Below are 18,013 nucleotides of genomic sequence, written 5' to 3' on the forward strand. Positions count from 1 at the left end.
GCAATGGTTCCGCTCTGGTTCACGCTGTCCGCACTCTGCTTCGTGGGTGCGGCGGTACTTCTGTACGTCGACCACGACCGCCGCCGCGGTCTGGGCCGGCGCCGTAAGTCGTGGGCGAAGTCGCACGGATTCGACTACGAACAGGAATCGGCGGACATTCTGTCGCGCTGGAAGCGCGGCGTGATGTCCACCGTCGGCAACGTGACCGCCAAGAACGTGGTGCTCGGACAGATCCGCGGCGAGGCGGTGTTCATCTTCGACCTCGAAGACGTCGCCACCGTGATCGCGCTGCACCGCAAGGTCGGCACGAACGTCGTGGTCGACATGCGTCTCAAGGGCATCAAGGAGCCGCGCGAGAGCGACATCTGGCTGCTCGGCGCGATCGGCCCGCGGATGGTCTACTCCACCAACCTCGACGCCGCTCGTCGCGCCTGCGACCGCCGGATGGTGACGTTCGCCCACACCGCGCCGGACTGCGCCGAGATCATGTGGAACGAGCAGAACTGGACGCTCATCAGCATGCCCGTCACCAGCACTCGCGCCCAGTGGGACGAGGGGCTGCGCACCGTGCGCCAGTTCAACGACCTGCTGCGGGTGCTGCCGCCGGTGCCGTCGGCGGCCACCGGGCAGCCCGTCGCCCGGCGCAGCGGCTCGCCGAGCCGACCGCTCACCCCGGCGCCGGCCCATCGCGGTGACGCGCCGCCCCCGCCCGACGCCGGCCGGCACAGCCCGCAGCGTCGTCCCCAGCCCCCGGCCCAGCCGGTCCCGCCGGCACCCCGCAACGGGCGGCAATCGCCGAACTATCAGCGATAAGTATTCTCTGGGGCATGTCCCGCCCCGTCGCTCTGATCACCGGACCGACGTCCGGGATCGGTGAAGGCTTCGCGCGCCGCTACGCCGTCGACGGGTACGACCTGGTGCTGGTGGCCCGTGACGTCACCCGGCTGGAGCGCCTCGCCGCCGAACTGCGCGACCAACAGGGCACCCGGGTCGAGGTGATCCGCGCGGACCTCTCCGAGTCCGCCGACCGGGAGACCGTCGCCGAGCGGCTGCGCGCCGGGGTGCGGGTGCTGGTCAACAACGCGGGCTTCGGCACCGCGGGCGAATTCTGGTCGGCGCCCTACGAACAACTGCAGTCCCAGCTCGACGTGAACGTCACCGCCGTCATGGCGCTCACCCACGCCGCGCTGCCCGCCATGCTGGCCGCCGGCGAGGGCACGGTGCTCAACGTGGCCAGCGTCGCGGGCCTGCTGCCCGGGCGCGGCTCCACGTACTCGGCGTCCAAGGCGTGGGTGGTGTCGTTCTCCGAGGGGTTGGCCAACGGGCTGGGCGGCACCGGTGTGGGTGTGCACGCGCTGTGTCCGGGGTTCGTGCGCACCGAGTTCCACGAACGCGCCGGCATCGACATGGCCGGGACCGCGTCGTTCCTGTGGCTCGACGTCGACGACGTGGTGCGCGAGACGATGGCCGACATGGCGAAGGGCCGGGTCGTCATCATCCCCGGCCTGCAGTACAAGGCGCTGACCACCGGCGGGCGCCTGGTGCCGCGCAACGTCGTGCGCGCGCTGACCCGAGTCGTGGGCAAGGGCCGTGGTCGGACCTGAGACCCGGCTGATCGCGATCCTGCTGGCGCTCGTGCTGACCGCCACCTCCTGCTCGGATGACCCCGCAGACGACGACGTGTACTCGGCGGCGACCGCGACGATCGGCGAATCGCTGGCCACGCTCGGGTGGAACATGTCGGTGGCCAACCTGCGGTTCGACGCCGACTACGTGCTCGTCGACATCGACGCCTCGCCGTCGCAGCAGGGTGGCGCGCACGCGAAGCCCGAGGACATCCGCTTCGGTCTCTACGGCGCGCTCGACCACCCCGTCGAGGCCAACGCGATCGGCGGCTGCGAAGACGTCACAACCCTTGCGCTGCAACCTCTTTCGGCCCCGACGCCGGACCGGATGTCGGGCACCGTGTGCATCGGCCCGTTCCGGGACCAGTCGCAGGTGCGCGGGGTGTACGCCTATTCGCCCCGCGACCGGATGCCGGGCACGACGATCGCCTACCCGGCGGCCTTCCCGATCGGCCTGCCGCAGATCAACGCCAACGACACTGGGCTGAGCATCAAGGCCACCAGCCTGGACGCGTTCCGCGCCGACGGCACCGCGCTGGACCCGACCGCGCTGGGCGATCCCGAGGCCTTCTCGGGCAAGGGCTACATGCTGATCGGGCTCGACATCAGCGGGCTGGCTGCGCGCTACCGCGACGACTCCGCCGCGCGGGGCGGTCCGCTGATGGTGCTGGCCGCGCCGACGCTGCCGGGCCGCGGACTCAGCCACGCGTGCAGCGTCTACGGCGCCTCGCTGCTGGTGCTGCCCGAGGCGTCGCGGGAGGGCGTGCAGGTCCGGGCGTCGCTGTGCACGCAGGGCGAGATCAACCAGGCGCTGCTGTACGCCACGGTGTCGGTGGTGGGTACCCACGCCGCGCTGTGGACGCGCTGATGACCGACGAGCCCGGCCCCACCGAGTGGGGGGAGAGCCCGGGCGTGGGGCCGTGGCCGGGCCCGCCGCCCGACGACGCCCGCTACGACCCGGAGTTGTTGCGGGACGGCGACACCCGCAACGTCGTCGACGCCTACCGGTACTGGACGCGCGAGGCGATCATCGCCGACATCGACGAGCGCAGGCACCCGCTGCACATCGCGATCGAGAACTTCGGCAACGACGCCAACATCGGTGGCGTGGTGCGCACCGCCAACGCCTTCGCCGTGCACACCGTGCACATCGTGGGGCGACGGCGGTGGAACCGCCGCGGCGCCATGGTCACCGACCGCTACCAGCGGCTGCGCCACCATGACAGCACCGCGGCGCTGCTCGACGCCGCGGCCCGGGAGGGGCTGACCGTGGTGGCGGTCGACAACGTGCCCGGCGCCGCCCGGATCGAGGAGGTGACGCTGCCCCGCGAGGCGTTACTGGTCTTCGGCCAGGAGGGCCCCGGCATCACCGACGACGCGCGCGCCGGCGCCGCACTGACGGTGTCCATCGCGCAGTTCGGCTCCACCCGGAGCATCAACGCGGCGGTCGCCGCGGGGATCGCCATGCACACCTGGATCCGCCAGCACGCCGACCTCGGCCGGGCCTGGTGACCTGAGCAGGATCCAGACCCCGACCGCCGAGACGAGCAGCAGCAGCGCGCCCACCCCGGAGGCGACCGACAGCCCGTGCGTGAACGCGGTCCGCGCCGCGTCGAGCAGACCGTCGGCCTGCGCAGGGGGCAGGGTCTCGGCGGCGCGCACCGCGCTCGCCAATGAGTCCCGCGCCTCCTCGGCCGCCGGTCCGGGGATACCGGGCGCGACGACGACGGTGCGGTAGACCGCGGTGACGATCGAGCCCAGCAGCGCGATGCCCAGCGCCATGCCCAGCTCGTAGGCCGTCTCCGACACGGCCGCGGCCGCACCGGCCCGTTCCTTGGGCACGCTGGCGAGGATCACGTCGCTCGCGACCGTGAACGCCAGGCCCAGCCCGACGCCGACGACGAACAGCGACACCCCGAGCGGCGGGTACGGAGCGATGGGGGTGAACACCAGCAGCGAGACCATCATCGCGGCCATCGCGGCGCCCACCAGCGCCAGGCCGACGGTCAGCACCAGGCGGTGGGAGAGTCGGCGCACCAGCAGGCCGGCGATCACGCCGAACACCGTCGCCGTCACGGCGGCGGGCAGTTCGGCGAGCCCGGCTTTCAGCGGCCCGTAGCCGTGCACCAGCTGGAAGTACTGGGACAGGAAGAACACGAGCCCGGACAGGCCGAGCACCGACAGCAGGTTGGCGGCGACGACGCCGGAGAATCGCGGGTTGGCGAAAAGCCGCACGTCGATCAGCGGATGCGGCAGCCGCAGCTGCCGCCGCACGAACAGCGTCAGCGCGGCGGCGCCGAGCACCCCGGCGATCAGCACGTCGCCACCGATGCCGTGGCTCAGGCCGGCGAAGCCCTCCTTGATCGCGTAGACCACGCCGATCATGCCGACCATCGACAACGCGACGCTGGGCAGATCCCACGGTCCCGGCCGCGGATCGCGGTGCTCGGGCAGCAGCACGATGCCGCCGGCGACGAGGACCACCATCACCGGGATGTTGATCAGGAACACCGATCCCCACCAGAAGTGCTCGAGCAGCACGCCGCCGACCACGGGGCCCAGCGCGGCGCCGGCCGAGAACGTCGAGGCCCAGATACCGACGGCGATGCTGCGCTGCCGCTGGTCGATGAAGATCCCGCGGATCAGGGCGAGTGTGGCCGGGGCCAGCGTCGCGCCGGCCATGCCGAGCAGTGCGCGCGTGCCGATGAGCATCTGCGGGCTCGTCGAGTAGGCGGTGATCACCGAGAACGCGGCGAAAGCCGTTGCGCCGCAGAGCAACAGCTTCTTGTGGCCGATGCGGTCGCCGAGGCTGCCCATGCTGATCAGCAGCGCGGCCAGCACGAACGAGTAGATGTCGCCGATCCAGAGGATCTGCGTGCCGGTGGCGCCGAGGTCCTCGCTGATGAAGGGTGTCGCGAGCGCCAGCACGGTGCCGTCGACGCCGATGAGCAGGACGGCGAGGGTGAGGACGCCGAGAGCGAACCAACGGCGGGTCATGAGGGTCGTACTCCGTTCAGAAGAAGGTCGGTGATGATGCGGCCGAAGTCGCGGGCGGCGACGCGGCCCACGCGGATCGACCAGTCGGTCGCGGTGACCAGGCTGTAGAACGCCTCGGTCAGCCACGCCGCGGGCAGGTCGGGCCGGAACTCGCCTGCCCGCTGCCCCCGCAGGAAGAGCTCGGTGATCGCGCCGTCGATCTCCTCCCACACCTCGAGGCACGCGGCCGGGTCCTCCTGGCTCTGGCTGTACAGCAGGGCCAGCCACGCCGACACCGGTTCGCAGGTCGTGACGAGCCGGCGCAGCGCCTCGGCGGCGCTGTCCTCCTGCAGCCGGGCGGCGGCGATGACCGTGCCCATCTCGGCGATGGCGAGTTCCTCGAGTGCCGCCATCAGCGCGACGCGGCCCGAGAAGTGCCGGTGCAGCGTCGCGCGGCTGACGCCGACGGCCGCCGCGATCTCGTCCTGCGTCGCATTCGGCCGGCGGCCGAGGTAGTCGGCCGCCGCGCGCAGCAGATCGTCGCGAGTGGACATGAGACGACTGTAGCTCATATGAGACATATTTGTCTCATGGCTTCGCGGGGCGGGGTGAGGCAGGATCGACGCATGGATCAGATGTGGGCCAACCGCGCGGCCAGCGCCGAAGCCGCGATCACCACCCGGCACCTCCGCAAGCTCTGGGGACTGCCGGGCACCCAGCTCGGCGTCGTAGCGTGGCCGGCGGCGGGCAAGCAGCGCCGCTTCGGGACGTGGCACTACTGGTGGCAGGCCCATCTGCTGGACAACCTGGTCGACGCGCAGGTGCGGGACCCGCAGCCCGAGCGGCTCGAAAGGATCACCCGCCAGGTCCGCGGGCACCGGCTGCGCAACGTCGGCCGGTGGACCAACGACTACTACGACGACATGGCGTGGCTCGCGCTCGCACTCGAGCGGGCGGGCCGGCTCGCCGGGGTGGAACGGCCCAAGGCGCTCGACATCCTCGCCGACCAATTCCTCACCTCCTGGGTGCCCGAGGACGGCGGCGGCATCCCGTGGCGCAAGCAGGACCAGTTCTTCAACGCCCCGGCCAACGGCCCCGCGGGCATCTTCCTGGCCCGCACCGAGGGGCGGTTGCGCCGCGCGCAGCAGATGGCCGACTGGATCGACGAGACCCTGATCGACCCCGAGACGCACCTGGTGTTCGACGGGATCAAGGGCGGTTCGCTGGTGCGCGCCCAGTACACCTACTGCCAGGGGGTGGTGCTCGGGCTCGAAACGGAGCTCGCGGTGCGCACCGAGGATCCCCGCCACGCCGAACGGGTGCACCGCCTGGTGGCCGCGGTCGCCGAGCACATGGCCACCGACGGCGTGCTCAAGGGTGCGGGCGGCGGTGACGGCGGCCTGTTCCACGGCATCCTGGCGCGCTACCTGGCGCTGGTGGCCACCGCCTTGCCCGCCGGCGGGCCCGAGGACGAGACGGCCCGCGCCACCGCCGGATCATTGGTGCTGTCCTCGGCGCAGGCGGCGTGGGACAACCGGGCGACGGTCGAGGATCTGCCGCTGTTCAGCGCGTTCTGGGAGCGCGACGCCCAGGTGCCGACGGCGGGCACCCAGGACGCGCAGTTCGTCGAGGGTGCGGTGAATTCGTCCGAGATCCCGGAGCGCGATCTGTCGGTCCAACTGGCAGGCTGGATGGTGATGGAAGCCGCCCACACCGTCGCCGGTGACCGTGACTGAACCGGCCACCCAGCGCGGATTCCCGCTGCGGCCCTCGCGGCTGAGCCGCGGCAGCACTACGAACAAGACCTCCGACAACACCGCCGCGGCACTGCTGCTGACGTTCACCCTGATCGCCATCCTGTGGGCGAATTCGCCGTGGGCGCACGCCTATTCGACGTTGCTCGAGACCGAGGTCGGACTCAGCCTCGGCGAGCACCACGCCGCGATGTCGATCCAACACCTCGTCAACGACGCGCTGATGACGTTCTTCTTCTTCATCGTCGGTCTCGAGGTGACGCGCGAGTTCACGATCGGCGAGCTGACCGACCGGTCCCGCGCCGCGGTGCCGGTGGTCGCGGCGATCGCCGGGCTGGTGCTGCCGGCCGTGGTGTTCCTGGCCTTCAACCCGTCGGGGGAGGACGCCCAGGCATGGGGCGTGGTGATCTCCACCGACACCGCGTTCCTGGTGGGGGCCCTGGCGATCATCAAGCCGGTGTTCCCCGCGCGGGTGCGGCTGTTCCTGCTGACCCTGGCCGTCGTCGACGACGTCGGCGCACTGTGCGTGATCGCGCTGTTCTACTCCGACGACATCAGCATCGCGCCGTTGGTGGTGGCGGTGGTGCTGCTCGTCGCACTGGCCCTGGTCCGGTTCCTGCCCAAGGCGCGCGGGCCCGCCTACGCGGTGCTCGGGGTCGGGCTGTGGATCGCGTTGTACCTGGGCGGGGTGCACCCGACGCTGGCCGGTGTCGCGGTGGCGCTGCTGATCCCGGTGTTCACCCCGGAGCGGCGCCCGGTGGAGCGGGCGGTCGAGCAGATCCGCGCGTTCCGGCAGTCGCCCAACTCCCAGTACGCGCGGGCGGCGAGTCGCTCACTGCAGGAATCGATCTCGATCAACGAACGGCTGCAGACGACGGTCGGGCCGATCGTGTCGTTCGGCATCCTGCCGCTGTTCGCCTTGGTTAACGCCGGGGTGCGGCTCGACGGGCAGAGCATCGGCGCTGCGCTGCGCTCCCCGCTGACGTGGGGCATCGTGGCGGGCCTGGTGATCGGCAAGTTCATCGGCATCACGGGCGCGACGTGGTTCATGCGCCGCACCGGGCTGGGCGTGCTGGCGCCGGGCCTGACGCTGCGCCGGATCATGGGTGGTGCCGCGCTGTCGGGCATCGGGTTCACGATCTCACTGTTCATCGTCGACATCGCGATCACCGATCCCGGCCGGCAGGATCAGGCCCGCATCGGCGTGCTGGCGGCCTCGGTGCTCGCGTTCGTGTTCGGCTGGGCGATCTTCCGGATCACCGACTGGCTGAGCCCGCCCGAGCCCGTCGGCCTGCATCTGCTCCGTCCGATCGATGTGGAGCGCGACCATGCGCGCGGCCGGCCCGACGCACCCCTGACCCTGGTGGAGTACGGCGACTTCGAGTGCCCGTTCTGCAGCCGGGCGACCGGCTCGATCGACGAGGTGCGGGCGCACTTCGGCGACGAATTGCTCTATGTGTGGCGGCATTTCCCGCTCGAGCGGTCCCATCCGCGGGCGTTCGACGCCGCCCGGGCCAGTGAGGCCGCGGCGCTGCAGGGCAGGTTCTGGGAGATGGCGCACGAACTGTTCGCCCACCAGGACGACCTCGAGTGGTCCGACATCTACCGGTACGCCGTGGCCGCGGGCTGCGACATCGAACGCTTCGACGCCGACGTGCGCATCCACTCGTCGAAGGTGCTGCACCGGGTCACCGACGACGCCGAGGACGCCGAGGCGATGGATCTCAACGCGACGCCGACGCTGTTCGTCAACGGCAAGCGGCACCGCGGTCCGTGGGATGCCGCGAGCCTCATCCGCGCGCTCGAGGAGTCCCGGACCGCGCGGTTGTGAGCGACGGGATGTCCACCGTCGAGTTCGCGACTGGCACCATCAGTTCCGGGCGATTCCGAACGCGACGAGTGCCGCGGCGATCGCGGTCAGCACGAGCCCTGCGGCGGTGACTGCCTCGCGGAACTGTGTCGTCTGGGCCACGGTCCAGTGCGCGGCGGTGATGGTGCCGGAGAACATCGCAGCGAGAATCGTCCCGCTGACAGCGATGCCGACGCCGGACGTCACCTCGCTGGAGGTGTCGACCAGGGCCGTGCCGATCGTGGTCCGGTTCTCGGGAAGCCCGCGCAAGACGTTGACCGCGGCGACGACCCCCACGACGCGCAGGCCTGCCGCGACGAGCGCGAGGGCCGCCGCGACCCACGGATAGCCGAAGCGGCCCAGCACGGCGTAGACCGCGAGCCCGAGCACGACCGCCGATGCGCTGAGCCAGGCGGCGCGTTCCGGCCCGACCCGCCTGACGAACGGGTTGACGACGAAGCTGCCCGCGATGAGCACCGCGACCTGCGGAAGCATCCCGATCGCGGCGAGCGCCGGGGGCCAGCCCCAATCGAGCTGGAGCTGCAGCGTGACCAGATAGCCGAGCCCCGCGATCGCGAGCCCGGATGCGGCCTTGAATGCCAGCCCGCTCGCCACCAGCGGGTGTGCCACGAGCTGTGAAGAGATCAACGGAAACCGTGCGGTTCGCTCTCGGACGACGAACGCCACGCATCCGGCCGCCGCCACAGCTGCCGTCGCCCGCGGCAGCCACGTTCCTGCGCCGTCCCCGACGAACAGCGTCGGCGCGACCAGCGCGCACGCGATGGCGGCCGTGCCCAGAACGCCCCCTGCGACGTCCACCGGATCACGATGCAGATCCTCGGGACGGTCGGCCGCGATGCCGAACCGCACGCCGGCGATCGCGAGCAGCGCGATCGGAACGTTGACCAGCAGCAGCACCTGCCACGGCGCGACCTCGACGACGAACCCGCCGAGCGTCGGGCCGATCGCGAGACCGACCAGCCCCACGGTCGAGATCAGCGTGATCGCACGCATGCGGAGGGTGTCGTCGTCGAACAGCCGAAAGGCCAGCGCCATCGCGCCCGGTGTCGTCATCGCCGCCGCGACGCCGGTCAGCACGCGTACGGCGACGAGTTGCTCGGCTGTCGTGACGAACGCGGTCGCCAGGCTCGCGGCGGCGAGCAGCGCGAGACCGAGCAGCATCACACGACGCCGGCCGACACGATCGGCGACGGCCCCGAGCGCGAGCATCAGCGCGCCGAACACAACGGCGTAGGCGCCCGTCACCCACTGCAGTGCGGTGGTGGAGGCTTGCAGGTCGCGGCCGATCGTGGGCAGCGCGACGGTCAGGATCGAGTTGTCGAGCATCTCGAAAAGGAACACGGCCGACAGGCCCAAAAGGGCGGGCCAGGCCTGGGTGAGCGAGTGAGGAGAGACAATGCTCGAAGTCGTCATGTCACTAAACTAAGTGACTAAACTAAGTGAGTCAACATAGTGAGGTGGAATGCCCAGGACGTCGGAGCGAGGTGGCCCGCTGACCCGTCGGAAGATCTCGGATGTCGCGACCCGGATGTTTCTCGATCGCGGCTTCGACGAGGTGACGGTCGCCCAGGTCGCCAAGGAGGCCGGGGTCTCGAGCGTCACGGTGTTCAAGCACTTCCCGCGTAAGGAGGATCTGCTCTTCGACCGCGTCGAGGACGCCGTCGCGATCCTGCGCAGCGCGGTGCGCGACCGGGGGGCGGGCGTCCCCGTGTTGACGTCGCTGCGTGACGTGGCGTTCCGGCTCGTCGACGAACGGCACGCGCTGTCGGGCATCAAGGAGGGATCGATCCCGTTCTATCGGACCGTCGCGGGATCCCCGGTGCTGATCGCCCGGCTGCGGGAGATCGCGGCCGAACTCGTGCAGGCGCTGCGCGATGCGCTCGACGCGGACCCGGAATTCAGTGCCGACGCGGCGCTGTTCGCGGCCCTCGTCATCGCCGGATACTCCACGATCCTGACCGCCACCGCGCAGCAGGTCATCGCCGAGGGGTCACCGGATCCCGTCGTCGAGGACCATCGCCGACGACTCGGCCGGCTCTTCGATGCGCTGCAGGACGGGCTCGAACACTCTTAGCGGCAGATGCGGGCGAGCTCGTCGAGGCGGATCTCCAGCACCGCCGCCAGCGCCGCCACCGTGGTGAACGCGGGGGTGGAGAGTCGGCCGGTCTCGATCTTGCGCAGCGTCTCCGGGGAGATCGAGGCGGCGTGGGCGACGTCGGCGGCCTTGCGTTCGCCGCGCGCGTCACGCAGGTAGGCGCCGAGCCGGCGGCCCGCCGCGCGCTGCTGCGGTGTCAGGGGGGATCGGACCATGCGGCCGAGGATAGACTGGTATTTCTATACCGGTCAACGAAAGGGCGTGTGCTCGTGGTCGAGTTGAAGACAGCGGCGGAGGTCGAGGCCATGCGGGTCACCGGCGCGTTCATCGCCGAGTTGCTCGAGGACCTGGCGCAGCGCGCCGCGGTCGGGGTCAACCTGCTGGACCTCGAGCAGCGCGCGCGCGACCTGATCGCCGAGCGGGGGGCGCAGTCCTGCTACTGGGACTACGCGCCGTCGTTCGGCCGCGGACCGTTCCGCAACGTCATCTGCCTGTCGGTCAACGACGCGGTGCTGCACGGTCTGCCGCACGACTACGTGCTGCGCGACGGGGACCTGCTCAGCATGGACATCGCCGTCTCGATCGACGGGTGGGTCGCCGATTCGGCGCGCAGCATCATCGTCGGCACACCGCGCGCCGAGGATGAGCGGATCATCGAGGCGACCGAACAGGCGCTGGCGGCCGGGATCGCCGCCGCGCGACCCGGAGGGCGGCTCGGCGACATCTCCGCGGCGATCGGCGCGGTGGCCGCCGCCTACGGCTATCCGGTCAACACCGACTTCGGCGGCCACGGGCTGGGCCGCACGATGCACGAGGACCCGCACGTGCCGAATGTCGGGCGCGCCGGGCGCGGCATGGAGCTCAAGCCGGGACTGACCCTGGCACTCGAGCCGTGGCTCGCCCAGGGCACGAAGAGGATCGTCTACGACCGCGACGGGTGGACGATCCGCTCGGCCGACGGGTCACGCACCGCGCACAGCGAGCACACGATCGCGGTCACGGATGGTGCGGCTCTGGTGCTGACGGGCCGGCCTGCTTAGCGGCCTTGCGGCGCTTGTACCACTCCCAGATCATCGGCGTGATCGACGCGACGGCGATCAGGATGAAGATCGGCTCGAGGAGCTTCTGCACCACCTCGAACTGGCCGAGCCCGTAGCCCATGAGCACCAGCCCGACGCCCCAGAGCACGGCGCCGAGCACGTTGAACGCGGTGAACAGGCCGTAGCTCATGCGCGCCGCGCCCGCGGTGAGCGGCGCGAGCGTGCGCACGATCGGCACGAACCGGGCGATCACGATCGCGAACGGCCCGCGTTGCTCGAAGAACAGGTGCGCTTCGTCGAGGTAGCGCTGCTTGAGCACGCGCGCGTTCGGCTTGAACATCGCGGTGCCCAGGCTGCGCCCGATCCAGTACCCGACCTGCCCGCCGAGGATCGCCGCGACGGGGATGAACACCAGCAGCTGCCAGAGGTGGAAGTTCGCATCGACGGCGTCGGCGCGGGCCGCCGTGCCCGCCGCCAGCATGCCCGCCACGAACAGCAGGGTGTCGCCGGGCAGGATCGGGAACAGCACACCGGATTCGACGAAGACGACGACGAGGATGCCGACGAGCGCCCAGGTGCCGAAGTAGCCGATCAGGTTGATCGGGTCCAGAAAGTCGGGCATCAGAGCGAGAGTGTCGACGACCACGGGTCTCAAGGGTACCGGCGCTCTACAGTGAGGCATGCCCACCCACAAGGCCGTCCATGTCGCCGAAGCTGACGCACCGCTGACCCTGGTCGAGGTCGACACCCCCTCTCCGTCCGCGGGCCATGTCCGCATCGACGTCGCGGCGTGCGGCGTCTGTGGCACCGACCGCGAGTTCCACGCCGGACACTTCCCCGGACTGCAGTGGCCGCTGACGCTCGGCCACGAGATCGCCGGCACCGTTGCCGAGGTCGGCGACGGGGTGGAGGACTTCGCGGCCGGGGACCGGGTCGCGATCGGTTGGTTCGGCGGCAACTGCACCCGCTGCATCCCCTGCCGCAAGGGGCTGTTCATGCAGTGCGAGCGGATGGAGGTGCCGAGCTGGCACTACCCCGGTGGTTACGCCGAGTCGGTGGTCGCGCCGGCCACCGCGCTGGCGCGCATCCCCGACGGGCTGTCGTTCGTCGAGGCCGCCCCGATGGGCTGTGCGGGGGTGACGACGTTCAACGGGCTGCGCCAGACCCGGGCCAAGGCCGGTGACCTGGTCGCGATCCTCGGGGTCGGCGGCCTCGGGCACCTCGGTGTGCAGTTCTCCCGGGCGATGGGCTTCGAGACGGTGGCCATCGCGCGGGGCACCGGGAAGGCCGAGGAGGCCAAGAAGCTCGGTGCGCACCACTACATCGACTCGACCGAACAGGACGTCGCGGCGGAACTGCAGAAGCTCGGCGGCGCCGCGGTGGTACTGGCCACCGCCAACAACGCCGCCGCCATGGCGGCCACCGTGGCCGGGCTGGGCCCGACCGGTGAACTGGTCGCCGTCGGCGTCACGCCGGAGAACCTGCCGATCAGCCCCCTCGACCTGATCAACGCCGGGCTCTCGGTGAGCGGGCACCCGTCCGGAACGTCGCGCGACGTCGAGGAGACGCTGCACTTCGCGCTGCTGAGCGGGGTGCGGGCGATGGTCGAGGAACGGCCGCTGGCCGAGGCCGCCGAAGCTTTCGACGCGATGGACTCCGGGCGTGCCCGCTACCGGATGGTTCTGACCGTGTGAGCGCACCGCGTTCCTGAGATACTCCAACCACCCCAGCCGAGAGGAAGTGCCATGCCCATCGCCACGCCGGAGGTCTATGCCGAGATGCTCGGCCGGGCCAAGGAGCATTCCTTCGCCTTCCCGGCGATCAACTGCGTCGGCTCGGAGAGCGTGAACGCCGCGATCAAGGGCTTCGCCGACGCCGGATCCGACGGCATCATCCAATTCTCCACCGGCGGAGCGGAATTCGCGTCCGGCCTTGGCGTGAAGGAGATGGTCACCGGCGCGGTCGCACTCGCCGAGTTCGCACACGTGGTCGCCGCAAAGTACGACATCACCGTCGCGCTGCACACCGACCACTGCCCGAAGGACAAGCTCGACACCTACGTGCGGCCGCTGCTGGCGATCTCGGCCGACCGCGTCGCCAAGGGGCAGAACCCGCTGTTCCAGTCGCACATGTGGGACGGGTCGGCGGTGCCGATCGACGAGAACCTGTCGATCGCGCAGGAGCTGCTCAAGCAGGCCGCGGCAGCGAAGATCATCCTGGAGATCGAGATCGGCGTGGTCGGCGGCGAGGAGGACGGCGTCGAGGCCGAGATCAACGACAAGCTCTACACCACGCCCGAGGACTTCGAGAAGACCATCGCCGCGCTCGGCGCCGGCGAGCACGGCAAGTACCTGCTCGCCGCGACGTTCGGCAACGTGCACGGCGTCTACAAGCCGGGCAACGTCAAGCTGCGGCCCGAGGTGCTGGCCGAGGGCCAGAAGGTGGCGTCGGCCAAGCTCGGTCTGCCCGAGGGGTCCAAGCCGTTCGACTTCGTCTTCCACGGCGGCTCGGGCTCCCTGAAGTCGGAGATCGAGGATTCACTGAAGTACGGCGTGGTGAAGATGAACGTCGACACCGACACCCAGTACGCGTTCACCCGCCCGATCGTCGGCCACATGTTCACCAACTACGACGGCGTGCTCAAGGTCGACGGCGAGGTCGGCAACAAGAAGGTGTACGACCCCCGCAGCTACTTCAAGAAGGCCGAGGCCGGCATGGCGGAGCGGGTGGTCGAGGCGTGCAACGACCTGCACAGCGCGGGCCGCAGCGTCACCGCCGGCTGAACGAAGAGAAGCCGGCAATCAGATACCGCCGGCTGAACGAAGAGAAGCCGGCAATCAGATACCGCGGGCTAGCTGCTGGCGGCCTGGCAGATCTTCCACTGGTCGTCGACGAACTCCAGGTCGAAGCTGCGCGTCGACCGGGTCTGCGGCGCGGAGGCCATGAATGTGGTGACGTTGGCCTCGGCGTGGTCGCCGTTGACCACGACCTGGTCGATGCTGGCGACGACGGGGTACTGCTTGGCCGCGGCGACCCGGGAGTGGGTCTGCTCCCAGGACTTGTCGTTGTAGCTGACGTAGCTGTCACGGGTGCTGCCGCAGGTGATGCTGCGCAGCGTCGCCAGGTCCCCGTTCTGCACGGCGACGTCGAAGTTCTGGATCGTCTCGCGGACCCGGTCCTCCTGCGACGCCGATGATGACGACCCGCGGGTCAGCAGGATGGTGCCGACGATGGCGATGGCGGCCAGCGCCGCGATCACCAGCACGATCGCGATCACCCAGCCCCAGCTGCGTTTCTTGCCGGGCGGCTTCGGCGCGTCACCGCGCGGCGGGATCTTCTGCGGCGCGACGGGCTGCACCGGGAAGGCTTCGGTCTCGGCGTGGCCACCGGTGCCGAACACCTCGGTGGCCGGTTCGGTGGGGCGGTTGATGATCTGGGTGGAACCCGCGTCGAATCCGGACGGCGCCGTGTAGCGACGCTCGCCCTGGGGCTGTGCCGACGGATCCTGCTCGGCGGGGTCGGCGGGCGCGAAGACCTCGGTGGCGGGCTCGTGGTCGGAATCGGTGGGCTGGTCCGGCTGATCCGGGCCTGTGGGGTTCGACATCGGAGTGCTGCGGTCCTCCCTGACGGCGCTATGGCCGAAGCTTATCCATCCGCGGTGACGACTGAGTAACCCCGCACGGCACAATGGTGCCCATGACTCGGATGGGCGATCTTCTCGGACCGGAACCGGTACTGCTGCCAGGCGACCCCGAGGCCGAAGCCGAGTTGGACGCCGCGGAGAACCCGGCCATCGTGGCCGCGGCGCACCCGTCGGCGTCGGTCGCCTGGGCGGCGCTGGCCGAGGATGCCCTCGCCGACGACCAGGCCATCACCGCGTACGCCTACGCCCGGACCGGCTACCACCGCGGGCTGGACCAGTTGCGCCGCAACGGCTGGAAGGGTTTCGGGCCGGTGCCGTATGCGCACGAGCCCAACCGCGGCTTCCTGCGCTGCGTCGCCGCGCTGGCCCGTGCCGCCGACGCGATCGGGGAGACCCCGGAGTATCAGCGCTGCCTGGACCTGCTCGACGACTGCGATCCGGCGGCCCGCGCCGAACTCGGCCTGGCCTGAGTCACCGCGTCTCGATCGCCCACAGCGCGGCGATCGTCTCGTAGGAGATGTGCTCGACGGCCACCACGTCCGGCCACAGCCGGTGGGCCGCCGCGCGCTGATCCTTCGATCCGCCGGTGGCCGCCTCGTGCGCCTCGAGCATGTCCAGCGTGGCCCGCTGCAGGTCCCGCCGCGCCGCGCGGGCGGGCAGACTGACCGCGTCGCCCGCGGCGACGAACGGCTCGGTGGCGGCGATCGCCGCCCTGGTGCGGGCGATCGCGTCGTCGAGCCGGCGGATCTCCTGGCGGCCGGCCAGCACGACGTACACAGCCATGCCGACCGCGCAGCCGATCAGCGTGTCCAGCCCGCGCGCCAGCAGCAGATGTCCGACCTGCCCCGGTTCGAGGTGGCGGCTGGCGGTCCCGATGGTCAGCGCGGTCGCCGTGATGAACACCGAGGCGAGCAGGTAGTTGCGCGTCACCAGCATCTCGATGGCGAAGTTCAGCAGCGCGAGCACCACGGCCAGGAACCAGCCCTGCGGGTGCACCACGATGACGGCGGCGGCCAGGCCCAGCCCGATCCAGGTGCCGGCCAGCCGCTCGGCGCCGCGACGCAGCGTGCGCCACAGCGGCGTGCCCTGGTGCAGCACGAGCACCGCGGCCGCCATCGCCCAGTACGCGCGGTCGACGCCCAGGCCGACGGCCGCGAAGCCGGCCAGCGGCACGCCGAGTGCGACCCGCACCATCACCCGGCGCGTCTGCGAACCCGTCTGCAGCGCCTGCCGCAGCAGGTCCCGCGTCGGTGGCCGACCCAGCGGTAACCGGTCGGGGTCGCGGTGGGCGGTCGTGTCGGGCTCGACCCGACGGGCGCCCAGTGCGCGGGCCACCTCGGCCGAGCCCGGCTCGGGCGCCTCGCCGCGGGCCGCGGCGGACATCGCGTCGGCGAACAGCACGTGCACCGCATGGGTGGTGGCGCGCAGGCGGGCCAGCTCGCTGCCCGCCGGCGCGGCCAGCGGCTGATGGTTGACGAGGTTCGTCCAGGCCTGGTGCAGCGCGGTGGCGGCGCGGTGGCGGGCCCTGTCCTGATCGGGCTCGCCGACCGTGTCGAGATAGCCGGCGACGGCCTCGGCCGCGGTTCGCACCGCCGCGCGCTCCGGGCGCCGGAATCCCGTTGCGGCGCCGACCATCTGGACGAGCCAGGCGATCGCGCCGCCGGCCAGCACCAGCAGCGCGATCTGCCCGGGGCTCAGGTGCGACGCCGAGACGCCGACCCCGGCCGCGCAGGCGACGACGAACACGTAGGCGCCGGGCGGCCCGACGGCCAGCGCCGTGCACAGCCACACCGCCGCGACCGCGACGGCGGAGATCGTCAGCACCCCCAGCCACGCGATGTCGGCGGCCCACGCCCCGGCGGCCACCGCCGCGGCCAGCGCCACCGCCACGACCGCGAGTTGCACGCCCCGGCTCAGGTAGGGCCTGCCGACGCCGAAGCGCGACGTGAACGCCCCGAGGGTGGCGATCAGCCCGGCTCCGACGTCGCCGGCGGCCCAGCCGAGCAGAACCGGGATCGCGGTGCTGACCGCCGCGCGTACGGCGATCGGCAGGCGTGGCGGGGCTACCGGTTCTGGCTTTCGCACTCGCAGTCGGCGGCCGCGTCGGGCGGCTCGACCTGGACGGTCGCGTGGTCGAGTCCGCGCGCGGCGAGCACGGCGCGGGCGTCGTCGAGCACCCGTGCGGAATCGCGATTGCTGGTCAGGTGGGCGGTGACCATGTCCTTGCCCGGCACCAGCGTCCACACGTGCAGGTCGTGCACCTCGGAGACGCCCTCCACCGCGCACAGCGCCGCGCGCAGCTCGTCGACGTCGATGTGGCTCGGCGAGCTCTCCGAGAGGATCCGCAGGGCGGCCCGGGCCAGCGCGATCGCCCGCGGCAGCACCCACAGCGCCACGAACACGGCGACGACGACGTCGGCGTACGGCCAGCGCGTGGTGACGGTGACGATGCCCGCGATCAGCACGCCGATGCTGCCGACGGTGTCGGCGATGACCTCCATGTAGGCGCCCTTGACCGCGAGGCTGTCCTTGGACTGCGACCGCAGCAGCATCACGACCACGGCGTTGGCGAGCAGGCCGGCCAACGCGACGACGATCATCGGCACGCCGGGCACTTCGGGCGCGCCGCCCAGACGTTCGACGGCCTCGTAGAGGATGAAGCAGGCCACGCCCATCAGCAGCACCGCGTTCGCGACCGCGGTGAACACCTCGGCGCGGTGCCAGCCGTAGGTCCGCGACGGCGAGGTGCTGCCGCGTTTGGCGAGCAGCACCGCGGTCAGGCCCATGAACATCGCGACCAGATCGGTGAGCATGTGTCCGGCGTCGGCCAGCAGCGCGATCGAGTTGATCGCCAGCGCGGTGCCCAGTTCGACCGCGAAGAAGACCGTCAGGATGCCCGCGGCGATGACCATCCGGGACACACGGGCATCAGGGTCTCTCCGGTGACTGTGATCGTGTCCCGCGCCCATGCGGCTGAATATATGCGCAAAGTCGCATATGTGGCAAGGGC

18 protein-coding genes and 1 pseudogene are annotated in these 18,013 nt (G+C 71.0%); 11 read left to right on the forward strand and 8 right to left on the reverse strand.

Annotated features, from left to right (window positions below; all coding sequences use genetic code 11):
* The first annotated feature begins 3 nt into the window (after positions 1-3).
* The 4 genes from ttfA to MCHLDSM_RS36005 are packed head-to-tail and all read left to right on the forward strand — an operon-like array spanning position 4 to position 3,137.
* Entirely contained in the window at positions 4-813 is an 810-nt protein-coding gene (ttfA, locus tag MCHLDSM_RS12450; protein ID WP_048470367.1) for a trehalose monomycolate transport factor TtfA, read from the forward strand.
* Between the two features lie 14 nt (positions 814-827).
* Positions 828-1,604 (forward strand): SDR family NAD(P)-dependent oxidoreductase, encoded by a 777-nt coding sequence (locus MCHLDSM_RS12455; RefSeq protein ID WP_048470368.1) that lies wholly within the window; start codon positions 828-830, stop codon positions 1,602-1,604.
* Positions 1,591-2,493, forward strand: a complete 903-nt coding sequence (locus MCHLDSM_RS12460) for a hypothetical protein (RefSeq protein WP_048470369.1) — start codon at positions 1,591-1,593, stop codon at positions 2,491-2,493. Before MCHLDSM_RS12455 ends, MCHLDSM_RS12460 begins: the two co-directional genes overlap by 14 nt.
* Positions 2,493-3,137, forward strand: coding sequence for a TrmH family RNA methyltransferase (locus MCHLDSM_RS36005; RefSeq protein ID WP_082168871.1), 645 nt, complete (start codon positions 2,493-2,495; stop codon positions 3,135-3,137). Before MCHLDSM_RS12460 ends, MCHLDSM_RS36005 begins: the two co-directional genes overlap by 1 nt.
* Here MCHLDSM_RS36005 and MCHLDSM_RS12475 read toward each other — a convergent pair.
* Both MCHLDSM_RS12475 and MCHLDSM_RS12480 read right to left on the reverse strand, forming a co-directional pair.
* Positions 3,027-4,622 (reverse strand): annotated as a pseudogene (locus MCHLDSM_RS12475) (MFS transporter); the annotation flags it as partial. The gene MCHLDSM_RS36005 and the pseudogene MCHLDSM_RS12475 overlap by 111 nt on opposite strands.
* Positions 4,619-5,155: a TetR/AcrR family transcriptional regulator gene (locus MCHLDSM_RS12480; RefSeq protein ID WP_231508133.1), complete on the reverse strand. Its 537-nt coding sequence runs from the start codon at positions 5,153-5,155 to the stop codon at positions 4,619-4,621. The pseudogene MCHLDSM_RS12475 and the gene MCHLDSM_RS12480, both read right to left, overlap by 4 nt.
* Positions 5,156-5,227: 72 nt before the next feature.
* Between MCHLDSM_RS12480 and MCHLDSM_RS12485 the strand changes: the two genes are divergently transcribed.
* Positions 5,228-6,337 (forward strand): glycoside hydrolase family 76 protein, encoded by a 1,110-nt coding sequence (locus tag MCHLDSM_RS12485; RefSeq protein ID WP_048470373.1) that lies wholly within the window; start codon positions 5,228-5,230, stop codon positions 6,335-6,337.
* On the forward strand, positions 6,330-8,186 hold the full coding sequence (nhaA, locus tag MCHLDSM_RS12490) for a Na+/H+ antiporter NhaA (protein ID WP_048470666.1): 1,857 nt from the start codon (positions 6,330-6,332) through the stop codon (positions 8,184-8,186). Before MCHLDSM_RS12485 ends, nhaA begins: the two co-directional genes overlap by 8 nt.
* Positions 8,187-8,225: 39 nt before the next feature.
* Here the strand turns inward: nhaA and MCHLDSM_RS12495 are convergent, their stop codons facing one another.
* Complete coding sequence (locus tag MCHLDSM_RS12495) at positions 8,226-9,638, reverse strand: MFS transporter (RefSeq protein WP_048470374.1); 1,413 nt, start codon at positions 9,636-9,638, stop codon at positions 8,226-8,228.
* 49 nt (positions 9,639-9,687) lie between these two features.
* On the opposite strand from MCHLDSM_RS12495, the gene MCHLDSM_RS12500 reads away from it, so the two are divergent.
* Positions 9,688-10,299, forward strand: a complete 612-nt coding sequence (locus tag MCHLDSM_RS12500) for a TetR/AcrR family transcriptional regulator (protein WP_048470375.1) — start codon at positions 9,688-9,690, stop codon at positions 10,297-10,299.
* On the opposite strand, the gene MCHLDSM_RS12505 is transcribed toward MCHLDSM_RS12500, so the two are convergent.
* On the reverse strand, positions 10,296-10,535 hold the full coding sequence (locus tag MCHLDSM_RS12505) for a helix-turn-helix transcriptional regulator (RefSeq protein WP_048470376.1): 240 nt from the start codon (positions 10,533-10,535) through the stop codon (positions 10,296-10,298). The two genes, MCHLDSM_RS12500 and MCHLDSM_RS12505, sit on opposite strands and share 4 nt — an antisense overlap.
* A gap of 54 nt (positions 10,536-10,589) precedes the next feature.
* On the opposite strand from MCHLDSM_RS12505, the gene map reads away from it, so the two are divergent.
* Positions 10,590-11,360 (forward strand): type I methionyl aminopeptidase, encoded by a 771-nt coding sequence (gene map, locus MCHLDSM_RS12510; protein WP_048470667.1) that lies wholly within the window; start codon positions 10,590-10,592, stop codon positions 11,358-11,360.
* On the opposite strand, the gene MCHLDSM_RS12515 is transcribed toward map, so the two are convergent.
* The gene (locus MCHLDSM_RS12515) at positions 11,317-12,042 is read right to left on the reverse strand and encodes a DedA family protein (RefSeq protein WP_048470377.1); all 726 of its coding nucleotides are present in this window, start codon (positions 12,040-12,042) and stop codon (positions 11,317-11,319) included. The genes map and MCHLDSM_RS12515 overlap by 44 nt on opposite strands.
* Here MCHLDSM_RS12515 and MCHLDSM_RS12520 point away from each other — a divergent pair.
* The gene (locus MCHLDSM_RS12520) at positions 12,041-13,054 is read left to right on the forward strand and encodes an alcohol dehydrogenase catalytic domain-containing protein (RefSeq protein WP_048470378.1); all 1,014 of its coding nucleotides are present in this window, start codon (positions 12,041-12,043) and stop codon (positions 13,052-13,054) included. The two genes, MCHLDSM_RS12515 and MCHLDSM_RS12520, sit on opposite strands and share 2 nt — an antisense overlap.
* 51 nt (positions 13,055-13,105) lie before the next feature.
* Positions 13,106-14,143, forward strand: a complete 1,038-nt coding sequence (gene fbaA, locus MCHLDSM_RS12525; protein ID WP_048470379.1) for a class II fructose-bisphosphate aldolase — start codon at positions 13,106-13,108, stop codon at positions 14,141-14,143.
* A gap of 68 nt (positions 14,144-14,211) precedes the next feature.
* On the opposite strand, the gene MCHLDSM_RS12530 is transcribed toward fbaA, so the two are convergent.
* Positions 14,212-14,964, reverse strand: coding sequence for an Rv0361 family membrane protein (locus MCHLDSM_RS12530; protein ID WP_048470380.1), 753 nt, complete (start codon positions 14,962-14,964; stop codon positions 14,212-14,214).
* Between the two features lie 92 nt (positions 14,965-15,056).
* On the opposite strand from MCHLDSM_RS12530, the gene MCHLDSM_RS12535 reads away from it, so the two are divergent.
* On the forward strand, positions 15,057-15,473 hold the full coding sequence (locus MCHLDSM_RS12535; RefSeq protein ID WP_048470381.1) for a DUF3151 domain-containing protein: 417 nt from the start codon (positions 15,057-15,059) through the stop codon (positions 15,471-15,473).
* A 1-nt stretch (position 15,474) separates the two neighbouring features.
* Here the strand turns inward: MCHLDSM_RS12535 and MCHLDSM_RS12540 are convergent, their stop codons facing one another.
* Positions 15,475-17,088 carry an FUSC family protein gene (locus tag MCHLDSM_RS12540; protein WP_053082969.1) on the reverse strand — a complete coding sequence of 538 codons (1,614 nt, stop codon included), beginning with the start codon at positions 17,086-17,088 and terminating at the stop codon, positions 15,475-15,477.
* On the reverse strand, positions 17,067-17,972 hold the full coding sequence (locus MCHLDSM_RS12545) for a cation diffusion facilitator family transporter (RefSeq protein ID WP_048470382.1): 906 nt from the start codon (positions 17,970-17,972) through the stop codon (positions 17,067-17,069). Before MCHLDSM_RS12545 ends, MCHLDSM_RS12540 begins: the two co-directional genes overlap by 22 nt.
* Positions 17,973-18,013: the final 41 nt, after the last annotated feature.

The organism is Mycolicibacterium chlorophenolicum (assembly GCF_001044235.1).
Taxonomy (GTDB): Bacteria; Actinomycetota; Actinomycetes; order Mycobacteriales; family Mycobacteriaceae; genus Mycobacterium; species Mycobacterium chlorophenolicum.

Coding starts and splice junctions, on each gene's coding strand:
- ttfA (WP_048470367.1), top strand. CDS start 4: ATGGTTCCGCTCTGGTTCACGCTGTCCGCACTCTGCTTCGTGGGTGCG.
- MCHLDSM_RS12455 (WP_048470368.1), top strand. CDS start 828: ATGTCCCGCCCCGTCGCTCTGATCACCGGACCGACGTCCGGGATCGGT.
- MCHLDSM_RS36005 (WP_082168871.1), top strand. CDS start 2,493: ATGACCGACGAGCCCGGCCCCACCGAGTGGGGGGAGAGCCCGGGCGTG.
- MCHLDSM_RS12480 (WP_231508133.1), bottom strand. CDS start 5,155: ATGTCCACTCGCGACGATCTGCTGCGCGCGGCGGCCGACTACCTCGGC.
- MCHLDSM_RS12485 (WP_048470373.1), top strand. CDS start 5,228: ATGGATCAGATGTGGGCCAACCGCGCGGCCAGCGCCGAAGCCGCGATC.
- MCHLDSM_RS12495 (WP_048470374.1), bottom strand. CDS start 9,638: ATGACGACTTCGAGCATTGTCTCTCCTCACTCGCTCACCCAGGCCTGG.
- MCHLDSM_RS12500 (WP_048470375.1), top strand. CDS start 9,688: ATGCCCAGGACGTCGGAGCGAGGTGGCCCGCTGACCCGTCGGAAGATC.
- MCHLDSM_RS12505 (WP_048470376.1), bottom strand. CDS start 10,535: ATGGTCCGATCCCCCCTGACACCGCAGCAGCGCGCGGCGGGCCGCCGG.
- MCHLDSM_RS12520 (WP_048470378.1), top strand. CDS start 12,041: ATGCCCACCCACAAGGCCGTCCATGTCGCCGAAGCTGACGCACCGCTG.
- MCHLDSM_RS12515 (WP_048470377.1), bottom strand. CDS start 12,042: ATGCCTCACTGTAGAGCGCCGGTACCCTTGAGACCCGTGGTCGTCGAC.
- fbaA (WP_048470379.1), top strand. CDS start 13,106: ATGCCCATCGCCACGCCGGAGGTCTATGCCGAGATGCTCGGCCGGGCC.
- MCHLDSM_RS12530 (WP_048470380.1), bottom strand. CDS start 14,964: ATGTCGAACCCCACAGGCCCGGATCAGCCGGACCAGCCCACCGATTCC.
- MCHLDSM_RS12535 (WP_048470381.1), top strand. CDS start 15,057: ATGACTCGGATGGGCGATCTTCTCGGACCGGAACCGGTACTGCTGCCA.
- MCHLDSM_RS12545 (WP_048470382.1), bottom strand. CDS start 17,972: ATGGGCGCGGGACACGATCACAGTCACCGGAGAGACCCTGATGCCCGT.